This is a genomic window from Barnesiella sp. An22 (genome assembly GCF_963931395.1).
In the GTDB taxonomy this organism is placed as follows: domain Bacteria; phylum Bacteroidota; class Bacteroidia; order Bacteroidales; family Barnesiellaceae; genus Barnesiella; species Barnesiella merdigallinarum.
Genome location: NZ_OZ007014.1, coordinates 2,282,309 through 2,297,102 on the forward strand (window position 1 = coordinate 2,282,309; position 14,794 = coordinate 2,297,102).

Sequence of the window (14,794 nt, forward strand, 5' to 3'; positions counted from 1 at the left end):
ATAACCATTACCACAACACTATGGGAGGATTTTTTGGTACTATAAAGAGAGAATCGTGCGTAACCGACCTCTTCTACGGGGTAGATTACAATTCGCACCTGGGCACCAAACGCGCCGGTATCGTGACCTACGGCAACGGCGTATTCAAACGGGCGATACACAATATCGAGAACTCGTATTTCCGCTCGAAGTTCGAGGCCGAGCTGCCCGAATTTTCAGGCAACTCGGGTATCGGCGTCATCAGCGACACCGACGCTCAACCCATCATCATCAGTTGTCACCTGGGCAAATTTGCCATCGTCACCGTGGCCAAAATCAACAACGTCGAAGAGCTCGAAAAAGAGCTGTTGGCCAGCGGCAACCACTTCAGCGAACACAGCAACAACATCATCAACCAGTCGGAACTGGTGTCGATGATTATCAGCCAGGGCAAAGACTACGTCGAGGGCATCCGCCTGGTACAGGAGAAAATCAAAGGCTCCTGCTCCATGCTGCTGCTCACCGAACAGGGCATCATCGCCGCCCGCGACAAGTACGGCCGTACCCCCATCCTGATAGGCCGCGGAGAGAACGGATACGCCGTGTCGTCGGAGACCTGCAGTTTCCCCAACCTGGGGTATGAACTCTGCTACAACATAGGCCCCGGCGAAATCGTGCGCCTCACGGCCGACGGTTACGAAACCCTGGCCCAGCCCGGCAAGAAGATGCAGATATGCTCGTTCCTGTGGGTATACTACGGCTATCCGGCCTGTGAATACGAGGGGAAGAACGTCGAGGAGATGCGCTTCCACACCGGTTTCGAGATGGGCAAAAGCGACGACATCGAAGCCGACTTCGTGTCGGGTATCCCCGACTCGGGTGTAGGCATGGCCCTGGGCTATGCCGTAGGCAAACAGATTCCCTACCAACGGGGCATTGTCAAGTACACCCCCACCTGGCCTCGCAGCTTCACCCCCTCGAACCAAGCCATGCGCGAACTCGTGGCCAAGATGAAACTGATTCCCAACAAGACCATGCTCAACGGTAAAAAGGTAGTATTCTGCGACGACTCGATCGTGCGGGGCACCCAGTTGCGCGACAACGTATCGGACCTCTACCGCTACGGCGCCCGGGAGGTGCACATGCGCATCAGTTGCCCGCCCCTGCTCTACCCCTGCAAGTTCCTCAACTTCACCGCCTCGAAGAGCGAAATGGAGCTCATCACCCGGCGTACCATCGCCGAGCTCGAAGGCGACCCCGACAAGAACATCGAGGCATACGCCCGCACCCATTCGCCTCAATACAACTGCATGGTCAACTGCATCTGCAAGAAGTTGAAGATTACATCGCTCAAATTCAACCCTCTGGAGACCCTGGTCGAATCGATAGGTCTGCCCAAGGAGTGCATCTGCACACACTGTTTCGACGGCAGCAGCTACGAATAGGCACCGTCCCCCCTACGGGATAAAGGCCTAAACCTCTATACCACCGCCCGATACAGCCCTGTCGCGTGGAGGTATGGAGGTTTTTTCCGCTAAAAGATTGATAATAACAATCATTTTTGTAATTTTGCAAGTCAGCAATAATACGACACAAAACATAAGAATATTTATAAATCATAAATCTCACATTAAATTATGAGTCTTAAAATCGTAGTATTGGCCAAACAAGTGCCCGATACCAGAAATGTGGGGAAAGATGCCATGAAAGAGGACGGAACCATCAACCGTGCCGCCCTGCCCGCTATCTTCAACCCCGAAGATTTGAATGCCTTGGAACAGGCTCTGCAACTGAAAGAACAGAATCCGGGTTCAACGATTACCCTGCTCACGATGGGTCCTCCCCGTGCGGCCGAGATTATCCGCGAAGGTCTCTTCCGCGGTGCCGACGGTGGTATCGTGCTTACCGACCGCGCTTTTGCCGGTGCCGATACGCTGGCTACCTCATACGCCCTCTCATGTGCCGTGCGTAAAATCAAAGACTACGACATCATTCTGGGCGGTCGTCAGGCCATCGACGGCGATACGGCTCAAGTAGGTCCTCAGGTGGCCGAGAAGCTGGGTATCCCCCAAGTGACTTATGCCGAGCAAATACTCAAAATCGAGAACGGCAAAGCAACCGTTAAACGTCGTCTCGAGCGTGGTGTCGAGACCGTAACGGTACCCCTGCCCGCCGTCATCACCGTAAACGGTTCGGCCGACGAATGCCGTCCCCGCAACGCCAAACTCGTGCAACGCTACAAATATGCCAAGACGCCCAGCGAAAAACAGGGCCTCAGCGAAGAGTGCCTCAAACTCTACGAGGAGCGTCCGGCCCTAAACCTCTATGAGTGGAGTGTAAACGATGTCGATGCCGACCTCACGCAGGTAGGTCTCGCCGGTTCGCCCACCAAGGTGAAAGCCGTACAAAACGTAGTATTCCAAGCCAAAGAAAGCAAGCAGCTCACGGCAGCCGACAACGAAATCGAAGACCTCGTAAAAGAGTTGATCGCCAATCACACCATTGGTTAATGCCCGTGTACTATGAACTAAAAAACTAACGATTATGAACAATCTGATTGTATATTGCGAAATAGAAGACGGCATTATCGCCGATGTGAGCCTCGAACTGCTCACCAAAGGTCGTTCGTTGGCCAATCAACTCAACTGTAAACTCGAAGCGCTCGTCATCGGCAGCAACCTCGACGGCGTGGAGAAACAGATATTCCCCTACGGGGCCGACACGGTTTATACCGTAGACGATCCCCGCCTCTATCCCTACACCTCGATTCCCCACACTTCGGTACTGGTTCACCTCTTCAAGGAACAGAAACCCCAAGTGTGCCTGATGGGTGCCACCAGCATCGGCCGCGACCTGGGTCCGCGCGTATCGTCGTCGCTCCATAGCGGTCTGACGGCCGACTGTACGGCTCTCGAAATCGGCCCGCACGAGGACAAGAAAAACAACAAGACCTACGAAAACCTGTTGTACCAGATTCGTCCCGCCTTCGGTGGTAACATCGTGGCCACCATCGTCAACCCCGAGTGCCGCCCGCAAATGGCAACCGTGCGCGAGGGTGTGATGAAGAAAGAGATCTACGACCCCAACTACAAAGGTGAGGTAGTGAAACTCGACCCGAAAAAATATGTATCCGATACCGACTTCGTAGTCGAGGTTATCGACCGCCAGATGGAGAAATCGAAAGCCAACATCAAGGGCGCTTCGATTATCGTAGCCGGTGGTTACGGCATGGGCTCGAAAGAGAACTTCGACATGCTCTTCGACCTGGCTGCTACGCTGGGTGCCGAGGTAGGTGCTTCGCGTGCCGCCGTCGATGCCGGCTTTGTAGAACACGACCGTCAAATCGGCCAAACGGGTGTAACGGTACGTCCCAAACTCTATATCGCTTGCGGTATCTCGGGACAAATCCAGCACATCGCCGGTATGCAGGACAGCTCGATCATTATCTCGATCAACAGCGACCCCAACGCTCCTATCAACACGATTGCCGACTATGTAATCACCGGTACGGTCGAAGAGGTAGTTCCCAAACTGATCAAATACTACAAGAAGAACTCCAAATAATCGCACACGCTGCCACCATAGCCGTGCCGCGAGAAGACCTCCGGCCGAAGAAAGCCGCGAGAAAAGGAGGTTTCATTCATATATGAAAAAGTAAAAACAAAATATGGCTAATTTCTTTTTAGACAACAGTGATCTGAAACATCACTTGCACCACCCGCTCATGGAGAAGCTGGTGGCCTTACGGGAACGGAACTACTCCGATGCCGAAAAATACGACTATGCGCCCTTCAACTTCGAAGACGCCATGGACAGTTATGAAAAGGTGCTCGAAATCGCCGGTGAAATCAGCGGTGAAATCGTAGCTGCCAACGCCGAAGACGTAGACCACGAGGGTCCCCACGTAGTCGACGGCCACGTAGTATATGCCAAAGGTACGCAGAAGAACCTCGACGCCCTGGTAAAAGCCGGCCTGATGGGTATCTCGATGCCCCGCCGCTACAACGGCCTCAACTTCTCGCTCGTGCCCTACATCATGGCAGCCGATATGGTGAGCCGCGCCGATGCCGGGTTCGTAAACATCTGGGGGTTGCAAGACTGCGCCGAGACCATCTACGAATTTGCCAGCGAAGAGCAGAAACAGAAATACCTGCCCCGCGTATGCGCCGGTGAAACCATGGCCATGGACCTGACCGAGCCCGATGCCGGTTCGGACCTCCAAGCCGTGATGCTCAAAGCCACTTACAGCGAAGCCGACGGCTGCTGGTATCTGAACGGAGTGAAACGATTCATCACCAACGGCGACGGCCACATTGCCCTCGTGTTGGCCCGTTCGGAAGAAGGCACCAAAGACGGCCGCGGATTGTCGATGTTCATCTACGACCGTAACGATGGCGGCGTAACGGTTCGCCGCATCGAAAACAAGATGGGTATCAAAGGCTCTCCTACCTGCGAACTCGTGTTCAAGAACGCCAAAGCCGAACTCTGCGGTAGCCGCAAGCTGGGTCTTATCAAATACGTAATGGCCCTGATGAACGGAGCCCGTCTGGGTATCGTCGCCCAATCGGTAGGCGTATCCGAAGCCGCCTATCGCGAAGCCATCGCCTACGCCCGCGACCGCAAACAATTCGGCAAACCCATCATCGAGTTCCCCGCCGTATACGAAATGATTTCGTTGATGAAAGCCAAACTCGACGCATCGCGTTCGCTCCTCTACGAAACGACCCGCTTCGTCGACATGTACAAAACCTACGATGATATTTCCAAAGAGCGCTCGCTCGAGCCCGAAGAACGTGCCGAGATGAAAGCCTACCAGAAACTGGCCGACGCCTTCACCCCGCTGGCCAAAGGCATGTCGAGCGAATTCTGCAACCAGAACGCCTACGACTGCGTGCAGGTACACGGCGGTTCGGGCTTCATGAAAGACTACGCCTGCGAGCGTATCTACCGCGATGCCCGCATCACCTCGATCTACGAAGGTACTACCCAGTTGCAAGTAGTAGCCGCAATCCGCCACGTGACCACCGGCACCTACCTCCACCAGATCGAAGCCTACGAGGCTGCCACCATCGCTCCCGAACTGGAGCCCCTGCGCGACCGCCTCAAAGCCATGAAAGAGGCCTATGTAAAAGCTGTCGAGTCGGTTACCGAAACCAAAGACAACGAATACATCGACTTCCAGGCTCGCCGCATGGTCGAAATGGCCGGACACATCATCATGGGTCACCTGCTGCTCGCCGATACCACACGCAACGAATCGTTCCGCCACTCAGCCGAGGTATACATCAACTTCGGTGAAGCCGAGGTAACCAAACACGCTGCCTTCATCGCCCACTCCAAACCCGAAATGATGGCCGACTATCGCAAGTAATACGAGTGTTATCACTCCATAAAAACGAGGCTTCTCCCCACACGGGAGAGGTCTCGTTTTCTATTATCTTCCGCGTCATTCCGCGCCACGCCAAGGAATCCAGGAATACCGGGCAGAAATACCAACCCAAGAAAGGCTATTTTCCCTACTCAAAGAATTTAGAATAATTTTAAACTGTATCTGCCGGCGAATTGTTATCTTTATCACCCAATTACAAACGACGACGATATGACAACGCACGACTATCATCACTTGGTCAATTTGCAAAAAGCATTCTTCAACGAACATATTACCCGCGAAATCCCCTACCGTTTGTGTGCCCTCGACCGCCTGGCCGAAGGAATTGCCGACCGGGAAAAACAACTGGCCGAGGCTTTGCGGGCCGACTTGGGCAAGTCGCCTTTCGAAAGTTATGTAACCGAAATCGGTATCCTGCTGCACGAGATACGCATCGTCAAAAACAACCTGCAGAGTTGGGCTCGCGACCGCCGGCGCCCCACGCCTCTCTTCCTCTTCGGCTCTCACAGCCGCATTCATTACGAGCCTTACGGGTGTGTGCTCATCGTTGCCCCGTGGAACTACCCGCTGCAACTGGCGCTGTCGCCTCTGGTAGGTGCCATCGCGGCCGGCAACTGTGCCATCATCAAGCCTTCGGGCGAAGCGCCCCACACGGCTCGGGCCCTGCAAGAGCTCATCGGCGAATGTTTCGAAGAGGAGTATATCGCCGTGGCCGACGGTAGGCGTGAAACGACCGAGGAGCTGCTGCAAGAACGGTTCGACTACATCTTCTACACCGGCGGTGTAGAGTATGGCCGCCACATCATGCAGGCGGCTGCCCGATACCTCACGCCGGTCACGCTCGAGCTGGGTGGCAAGAGCCCCTGTATTGTCGACGACGACGCTCACTTGCCCACGGCTGCCCGCCGTATCGTGTGGGGCAAATTCCTGAACTGCGGACAGACTTGCGTAGCGCCCGATTATCTACTGGTACACAGCCGGGTAGAGTCGCATCTCATCGAGCTGATGCGCCGGGAAATCGTGCGGCAATTTGGCCAGGACCCGCAGCACAACCCCGACTATCCGCGTATCGTCAACGAGCGGCATTTCGAGCGACTGGCGGCTCTGCTCTCGCACGGTACTCCCCTCTGCGGCGGCACCTGCGACCCTACCGACCGCTACATAGCCCCTACGCTGCTTACCGACATCGACCCGCAATCGCCCCTGCTCACCGACGAAATTTTCGGACCCATACTCCCCGTAATTCCGTTCGACGACATCGACGACTGTGTCGAGCACATCAACCTGCGCGAGAAACCGCTGGCCCTCTACTACTTTACCCGCAGCCGCAAACGGGCCCGCTACATGATACAGCACACCTCGTCGGGCGGCGCCTGCATCAACGAAACCATCATGCAGATTGTCAACAGCCAGCTTCCCTTCGGTGGCATCGGCAACAGCGGCATGGGGGCCTATCATGGCCGCACCAGTTTCGAGACCTTCAGCCACCAGCGCGGCGTAGTCACCTCGAACCAGCGGCTCTACTCCGAATTCCGGTTCCCGCCCTACGGCAACAAACTGAAGTGGCTTAAACGGGTTTTGAAATAAAAAATGTTACTCTTGTTATCTAAGAATTTGGATACCACATTGCAGCGCGATATGATACGCCTCGTCACCCCGCAGTCCCATGCGGAGCCCAAGGGGCCTATTTTCTCTCTAATATCTCATCCCAACATTTCATAGACAAAAGACAATCATTTTGAACTGCACCCCAAAAGTTTCGTATCTAACTTTTGGGATGCAGTTCATTTTAAGACAGTCTTTCTTGTGTATGACAAGGATAAGTAAACACTTATCTCACAACGACTTTAAACGAAGACTCTTTTGTACAAATCACATAGACGCCAGAATCGGACAACCGTACAACCCGATCACTCCCCGTATAAACGATCTGCCCTATAAGATTATACACCCGATAAATATCTTCTCTATTCTCCACATGCAGAGTATGACCAACAACATAGATGCGATGTTTTTCATTAACAATCGATTCAATGGCACTTTCATCAGCAGACTCTACAATATATTCAAAGTTCTTCCAATACTCGGAAACCCGATAAGCATCACTGCAGTTAATTGGCACATACAGTGTTTTATTATAGTCGCTAAATGTCTCAGCATCAATTATCGGGGGTATACTAGCTTGAACATGTACTTCCTTCAATTCATTACAATATGTTGTATTTACAACCGATTATTACTCAATATTTTATAGGTAATAAGTCAGAAATATGGTCGTTGTCTTTAATTGTACATTCTAAAGGGTGAAGATTTAACGCTTTTATTGATTATTAACTCAATTAGGATAACAATATAGGCGGTATCTTCTATTTTTCTATGCAATTCGTTTCCAATATTCCACTTCAGTTTTAGCTTATTGTTTAAGACGATAACAAAGGTAATGTATTTTGCTTAATTTATTCAATATTTCTTTACAGCACCATAAAGATTGAGTATTTCGCGCATTAAGTTGAGAAGAAAGATGGAATATCTGCTATTCTTTGAATAGTAAAATTTAAGAGGGAGAATCGTGTGGTCCTCCCTCTTAAATTTTATCATGTTAAAATATTATAGCTATTCCTAGGAATACAAAAGTTATCTTAGTTCTTATTTTGCTCAAACAAAAATGAATCAAAAGCATTTTCTGCTTGAATTCCTATTTTCAAAGTTCTATTGTCATCACTACTATTCGATAGAATCGAAACAGTCATGGTGTTTCCATCATTTATTTTTATAGAGTACCACTCTCTTTCTATTTTTTCATCTTCATTATCTATTGGAAGAGACTCACCGTTTTCAGACAACGCATTAATCCAAAAACTTTTATAATTCGTACATTTAATGACATAAACGCCACCCTCATTGGGTACTTCTATCTTGTTTTTATTGATATTTGATACATTGGTTTCCCATTTCATCGCTTCCCAATCTCCATCTTTTTCCTCGCTTTCACATGCGACAAATGTCGTTGCAAAGATTATTAATAAAAGAATTTTGAATAAATTTCCTGTTTTCATACCGTTAGTGGAATTAAATTGATAAAAGATTTATGTATAAAAAGTTATGTATACTTTTAATGGGCAAATATCATACACACAAACTATATGCAATATTCGCAAAATTTCTGAACATATGCAAGCAAGTAGCTGGAAATTTTGTCAATGAATCAGGGAATGTGCCTAGAAAAGGAGTAGTCCCTGGATTCTCAGACCTTGAAATAATGGCATTGAATATGACATCAGAAACTGTTGGTATTGACAGTAAGCCATTGTTGTTTGCAAAGCTACAGGAATATAAGATTGAAATTCCCAATCTTATATCACGCAGACAATACAATGACAGACGTAAAATCACTTCCTCCCTATGCAATACAATCCGGGAAAGAATGGCAGCGGAAATTGATGGAGGAGAAGATTGTTTCTGCATTGACTCTAAACCGATAGAAGTATGTCGTTTTTCCCGTTTCAGGCGTTGTTGTATGGGAAAGAAGAATTTTGAGAAAGCACCGTCAATCGGATACTGTGCATCACAAAGAGTGTATTATTACGGATATAAACTCCATGCAGTCTGTGGATTAAGTGGAGTCATCCATTCCTTTGACCTCACAAAGGCAAGTGTACATGACATTCATTACCTGAAGGATGTAAAAGTGGACTATAGTAATTGTACTGTCATAGGGGACAGAGGATATATAAGTGCTCAGGTACAATTGGATCTGTTTGAAACTGCCAATATCAGACTGGAAGTACCATACAGAACTAACCAGAAAGAATGGAAACCTACATTTCCAGCTTTTGCCAAAGCGAGAAAAAGAATCGAGACTCTATTCTCGCAATTGTGTGACCAGTTTATGATTATAAGGAATTATGCGAAAGATACAGACGGATTGTTTGCCCGGATTGTCGGGAAGATTAGCGCACTTACAATCCTGCAATATATTAACTATAAAAATGAGAGACCCATTGGTAGAGTTAAATATGCGCTAATTTAATTCCGCCAACGGGTGAAAGCAGAATAATATTTTGGAACGATAGTTCAGCTTGTAAAAAACTGGATACCGCATCGGAGTGCGGTATGACTTCTACCAGGCACAATCTTCATTTGAAAAGTATATTTCTATCCACCGCCATGCACATCTTTATAACTTGACAAAGAGACTGCGACGACCGCTCCGTAATGATTGCGATTCGCTCCCAAATTTGTATCTTTGCATTTGCATTTATAACAAGGGACAAGTGGAAGAAGATTTTTTGAACGAACTCAACGAGCAGCAACGCGAAGCCGTACTCTATACCGAGGGACCCGAACTGGTGATTGCCGGTGCCGGGTCGGGAAAGACTCGGGTGCTTACCTACAAAATAGCTCACCTCCTGCAGATGGGGTATCCCCCCTATCGTCTGCTGGCGCTCACCTTTACCAACAAGGCGGCCAACGAGATGAAAGAGCGCATCGCTTCGGTGGTGGGTATGGGCACGGCCTCGCGGTTGTGGGCCGGCACGTTCCACTCGATCTTCTCGCGCATCCTGCGGGCCAATGCCGACCGGCTGGGCTATCGCCACGACTTCACCGTATACGATGCCGCCGATTCGCTCTCGCTCATCAAGAGCATTATCCGCGAAATGCAGCTCGACGACAAGGTCTATAAACCGTCGACCGTGCAATCGATTATCTCGAATGCCAAGAATGCCCTTATCGAGCCGCAAGTCTATGCCAAGAACCGCGAACTCATCGAGATGGACACCCGCTCGAAGCGGCCGCTCATCTGCGAGATTTACCGCATCTACCGCCACCGCTGCTTTGTGTCGGGGGCGATGGACTTCGACGACCTGCTGCTCAACACCAATATCCTGTTCCGCGACCACCCCGACGTGCTGCAGCACTACCGCGACCTCTTCGCCTACATCCTGGTCGACGAGTATCAGGATACCAACTTTGCCCAGCACCTCATCGTGAGCCAGTTGAGCAAAGAGCACAACCGCATCTGCGTGGTGGGCGACGATGCCCAGAGCATCTACTCCTTCCGAGGGGCCAACATCCACAACATTCTGGGGCTGAGCAAAGAGTACCCGGGCCTGAAGATATTCAAGCTCGAACGCAACTACCGCTCTACCCAGAACATCGTGAATACAGCCAACAGCCTCATTGCCAAGAACAAGGAGCAGATACCCAAGCAAGTATTCTCGCAAAAGGAGGTGGGCAACAAGGTGAAGGTAATCAGTGCCTACTCCGATTTCGAGGAGGGGTTCATCGTCTCGAACCGCATTGCCGAGCTGCGCCTCACCACCCACTGCCACTACAACGACTTTGCCATACTCTACCGCACCAACGCCCAGTCGCGTACGCTGGAGGAGGCGCTGCGCAAGCGCAACATCCCCTACCGTATCTACGGGGGCACCTCGTTCTACCAGCGCAAGGAGATCAAGGATGCCATCGCCTACTTCCGCCTCACCATCAACCCCGACGACGAGGAGGCCCTCAAGCGGGTCATCAACTACCCAGCCCGAGGCATCGGCAACACCACGCTTGCCAAGCTCATAGACCGGGCACACGAGAGCGGCGACAGCCTGTGGAGCGTGATTTCCGACCCGCTGAACCACCACCTCGAGGTCAACAACGGCACGCTGAACAAACTGAAGGGCTTCAAGGATCTCATCGAGAGCTTCCGCCAGGCGGCTACCCGCCAAAACACGGCCGAGCTGGCCGAGACCATCGTCCAGCAATCGGGCATTCTGCGCGACATCACCGCCGAACGTACCCCCGAAAACATCAGCCGGCAGGAGAATATCGAAGAGCTGCTCAACGGTGTCATGGAGTTCTGCACCCTGCGGCAGGAGGCGGGCGAAACGGAGACCACCCTCTCGGACTTCCTGGCCGAAATATCGCTGGCTTCCGACCAGGACAACGGCGACGAAGCCGAGCAGGACAAGGTGACGCTGATGACCGTACACGCCTCGAAGGGACTGGAGTTCAAGCAGGTATTCATCGTAGGGGTCGAAGAAAACCTCTTCCCCTCGTCCATGTGTCAGGGTAGCGAGCGCGAAATCGAGGAGGAGCGCCGGTTGCTCTACGTGGCCATTACCCGGGCCGAAGAGAACTGCACCCTCACCTACGCCCTCACCCGCTACCGCAACGGCCAGACGGTATCGTCGCCTCCCAGCCGGTTCATCAAGGAGCTCGACCCCCGATATGTCGACCTGCCTGCCCAGGAGCGACTCGAAGAGCCTCGCGAGGAGAAAGTCCCGTGGCGCAGCTCGTTCGGTGGCGAATGGGGCCGCAAGCCCTTCCGTCGCGACGAGAGCGACGACAACCGCACCCCGGCACCCCGCCCCTTCACGGCACCCGCCCCGGCCAAGCGGCTCACCCGCATCGAGTCACGACCCTTGGGTACAACCCCGTCGGCATCGCAAGCCTCTACCACGACGGCAGCCGGCACCGTTGCTGTAGGCAGCCGCATCTGCCACGCCCGGTTCGGCAACGGCACCGTGTCGGCCATCGAAGGCTCGGGCGACAACAGCAAGATTACCGTCGAGTTTGACAACGTAGGCCGTAAGCAACTGCTGCTCAAGTTTGCCAAATTCACCATTTTATAAAACCATAAACCACTCAAACCGATACCCGCCATGCACAACGACATGCTATCGCAAATACCATCGCCCTGCTACGTGCTCGAGGAGGCACGCCTGCGCCGCAACCTGCAACTCATCCGCTCGGTCAAGGAGGCCGCCGGGGTCAACATCATACTGGCATTCAAGGCCTACGCCCTGTGGAAGTCGTTCCCCATCATCCGGGAATACATCCCCTGCTCCACCGCCAGCTCCATACACGAGACCCGGCTCGCCTTCGAAGAGATGGGCAGCCCCGCCCACACCTATTCGCCGGCCTATACCGAGCGCGATTTCCCCGCCATCCTGCGCTACAGCAGCCACATCACCTTCAACTCGCTGAGCCAATTCGAGCACTTCTACCCCCAGGTCGTGGCCGACGGCAACCGCGTGTCGTGCGGACTGCGCATCAACCCCGAATACTCCGAGGTCGAGACCGACCTCTACAACCCCTGTGCCCCCGGTTCGCGGCTGGGCATCACGGCCGACAAGCTGGCGCACCTGCCGCAAGGCGTCGAGGGGCTGCACTTCCACACGCTGTGCGAGTCGACCTCCTACGACCTCGAGAAGACCCTCGTGCGGGTCGAAGAGCGATTCGGCCACCTGCTGCCGCAAGTCAAATGGCTCAACATGGGCGGCGGCCACCTGATGACCCGCCAGGGCTACGACACCGACCACCTGGTACGACTCCTGCGCGACTTCAAGCAACGCCACCCCAACCTCGAGATCATACTCGAGCCCGGCAGCGCATTCGGCTGGCAGACGGGCCCGCTGGTATCGACCGTGGTCGACATCGTCGAGAACCACGGCATACACACCGCCATACTCGACGTATCCTTTGCCTGCCACATGCCCGACTGTCTCGAGATGCCCTACCAGCCCGCCATCCGCGGCGCCGTCACCACTCCGGCCCCCGGCCTGCACGCCTACCGCATGGGCGGCAACTCGTGCCTGAGCGGCGACTACATGGGCGACTGGTACTTCGACCACGAGCTCACCGTGGGCGAGCGCATCATCTTCGAAGACATGATACACTACACCACCGTCAAAACCACCATGTTCAACGGCATACCCCACCCCTCTATCGCCTGCCTCAGGAGCGACGGCACCGTAGAGATGTGGCGCGAATACGACTACAACGACTACAAGAGCCGCATGGATTGACCCCACACGGGTCAACCCTTGCGCCCCTCGATTTGTTACACCTTAAAAACCAACTTTTACAATGGGAACATTCTTAGGCATCATAGCCCTGCTCATCACCCTAGTCGCCTTCATCCCCCTGCTGGGGATACTCAACTGGATCACCATACCCGTATCCATTATCTTCCTCATTATCTGTGCCATCCTCAAGTCCGACACCGGCAAGACCCTCTGCATCGTCTCCATCATCGTAGGCCTGCTACGGCTCATCTTCGGTGGCGGCATCCTCTAACCCTCGAGGTCTCCTATGGCAACCATCTATCGCTCAGGCATCAGCCGGGGGCTGGTCACCGTTATCGCCCTCGTCCTGCTACCCGTCTATGCCCTCATGATATACTTGTCGGTGTGGATAGGGCTCGCCCTGCTGGTCATCCTCACCGCCCTTATCGTCGATACCCTGGTCAATACCCGGTACACCATCGACCACAAAACCCTGCGGGTACAAAGCGGACTCTTCGATAAACGACAATTCGACATCGACCGCATCACCGAAATCGCCCGCACCACCAGTCTGGAGAGCGCCCCGGCCGCCTCGATGGACCGCATCCGCCTGCGTCTGGACAAACGCCAAACGCTCATCCTCTCGCCCCGGCAACAACAGGCCTTTATCGACCACTTGCTGCGCATCAATCCCCGCATCGTCGTCAAGCCACCGCTATCGACATCGGTCAAACAAGTATAGAGGCTAAGGTTACCCCACTCCCAACACACCAAAGTGCAAAGGGAAAGGATAAGAATGCGGCTCAGCAAAAAACAGAGATAAACTTGTTTGTTTTGCGCTCTCCTTGCTCTATCTTTGACTTATTAAATACAGCATACGAACCAGCAGGATACTCAGTCGAAGGTTGTGATTCGCTTTCAAATTTGTATCTTTCAAGAAGATAGGCTGCGGCTCGGCAAAAAACACAAGTAAACTTGTTTGTTTTGCGCTCTCCTTGCTCTATCTTTGACTTATTAAATACAGCAGCCGTGCTTGTTCAAGAGTGATTCGATTCGTTGTGATTCGCTTTCAAATTTGTATCTTTCAAGAAGATAGGCTGCGGCTCGGCAAAAAACACAAGTAAACTTGCTTGTTTTGCGCTCTCCTTGCTCTATCTTTGACTTATTAAATACAGCATCCTGCATACTTACCCGTAGCGATGAAATGTTGTGATTCGCTTTCAAATTTGTATCTTTGACTTATTAAATACAGCATAGTCTAACGTCAATTAACGCGGTCGGGTGTTGTGATTCGCTTTCAAATTTGTATCTTTGACTTATTAAATACAGCAAAAGGTTCGGATGGAACTTAATCCAAATGTTGTGATTCGCTTTCAAATTTGTATCTTTGACTTATTAAATACAGCATTGATATTCCAAGAAATAAAAGACTTTCAGTTGTGATTCGCTTTCAAATTTGTATCTTTGACTTATTAAATACAGCAACTATTATAAAGATTGTATAATATGAGCAGTTGTGATTCGCTTTCAAATTTGTATCTTTGACTTATTAAATACAGCCAAACAGCGTAGAACCGCTACCGGCTACCGGTTGTGATTCGCTTTCAAATTTGTATCTTTGACTTATTAAATACAGCAATCA

At 51.9% G+C, this 14,794-nt stretch carries 12 protein-coding genes and 1 CRISPR repeat array (1 of these 13 only partly in view); of the genes, 10 read left to right on the forward strand and 2 right to left on the reverse strand.

Annotated elements, in window-relative coordinates; all coding sequences use genetic code 11:
• The first annotated feature begins 20 nt into the window (after positions 1-20).
• The 5 genes from ABGT88_RS09425 to ABGT88_RS09445 all read left to right on the forward strand — a co-directional run bounded on the left by ABGT88_RS09425 (position 21) and on the right by ABGT88_RS09445 (position 6,955).
• Entirely contained in the window at positions 21-1,424 is a 1,404-nt protein-coding gene (locus ABGT88_RS09425) for an amidophosphoribosyltransferase (protein ID WP_087409537.1), read from the forward strand.
• Positions 1,425-1,616: 192 nt separating this feature from the next.
• Complete coding sequence (locus ABGT88_RS09430; protein ID WP_087409536.1) at positions 1,617-2,489, forward strand: electron transfer flavoprotein subunit beta/FixA family protein; 873 nt, start codon at positions 1,617-1,619, stop codon at positions 2,487-2,489.
• A 34-nt stretch (positions 2,490-2,523) separates the two neighbouring features.
• Positions 2,524-3,543, forward strand: coding sequence for an electron transfer flavoprotein subunit alpha/FixB family protein (locus ABGT88_RS09435; protein ID WP_087409535.1), 1,020 nt, complete (start codon positions 2,524-2,526; stop codon positions 3,541-3,543).
• 103 nt (positions 3,544-3,646) lie between these two features.
• Positions 3,647-5,350, forward strand: a complete 1,704-nt coding sequence (locus ABGT88_RS09440) for an acyl-CoA dehydrogenase family protein (protein WP_087409534.1) — start codon at positions 3,647-3,649, stop codon at positions 5,348-5,350.
• A gap of 228 nt (positions 5,351-5,578) precedes the next feature.
• Complete coding sequence (locus ABGT88_RS09445) at positions 5,579-6,955, forward strand: aldehyde dehydrogenase (RefSeq protein ID WP_346701743.1); 1,377 nt, start codon at positions 5,579-5,581, stop codon at positions 6,953-6,955.
• Positions 6,956-7,199: 244 nt separating this feature from the next.
• On the opposite strand, the gene ABGT88_RS09450 is transcribed toward ABGT88_RS09445, so the two are convergent.
• Together ABGT88_RS09450 and ABGT88_RS09455 are read right to left on the reverse strand one after the other, a co-directional pair.
• The gene (locus ABGT88_RS09450; RefSeq protein ID WP_346701745.1) at positions 7,200-7,571 is read right to left on the reverse strand and encodes a hypothetical protein; all 372 of its coding nucleotides are present in this window, start codon (positions 7,569-7,571) and stop codon (positions 7,200-7,202) included.
• A 436-nt stretch (positions 7,572-8,007) separates the two neighbouring features.
• Entirely contained in the window at positions 8,008-8,424 is a 417-nt protein-coding gene (locus ABGT88_RS09455) for a hypothetical protein (protein WP_087423062.1), read from the reverse strand.
• 32 nt (positions 8,425-8,456) lie between these two features.
• On the opposite strand from ABGT88_RS09455, the gene ABGT88_RS09460 reads away from it, so the two are divergent.
• From ABGT88_RS09460 to ABGT88_RS09480, 5 genes are all read left to right on the forward strand, one after another.
• Positions 8,457-9,398: an IS982 family transposase gene (locus ABGT88_RS09460; RefSeq protein WP_258327747.1), complete on the forward strand. Its 942-nt coding sequence runs from the start codon at positions 8,457-8,459 to the stop codon at positions 9,396-9,398.
• A gap of 244 nt (positions 9,399-9,642) precedes the next feature.
• Positions 9,643-11,997, forward strand: a complete 2,355-nt coding sequence (locus ABGT88_RS09465; RefSeq protein WP_346701748.1) for a UvrD-helicase domain-containing protein — start codon at positions 9,643-9,645, stop codon at positions 11,995-11,997.
• A gap of 42 nt (positions 11,998-12,039) precedes the next feature.
• Entirely contained in the window at positions 12,040-13,173 is a 1,134-nt protein-coding gene (gene nspC, locus ABGT88_RS09470; protein ID WP_346702857.1) for a carboxynorspermidine decarboxylase, read from the forward strand.
• A gap of 61 nt (positions 13,174-13,234) precedes the next feature.
• Complete coding sequence (locus tag ABGT88_RS09475) at positions 13,235-13,444, forward strand: hypothetical protein (RefSeq protein ID WP_087409709.1); 210 nt, start codon at positions 13,235-13,237, stop codon at positions 13,442-13,444.
• Positions 13,445-13,459: 15 nt separating this feature from the next.
• A complete protein-coding gene (locus ABGT88_RS09480) occupies positions 13,460-13,894 on the forward strand; it encodes a PH domain-containing protein (protein WP_346701750.1) in 435 nt (144 codons plus the stop codon).
• 464 nt (positions 13,895-14,358) lie between these two features.
• Positions 14,359-14,794: a CRISPR direct-repeat array (repeat unit 47 nt; unit sequence GTTGTGATTCGCTTTCAAATTTGTATCTTTGACTTATTAAATACAGC); it runs 302 nt beyond the window's last position.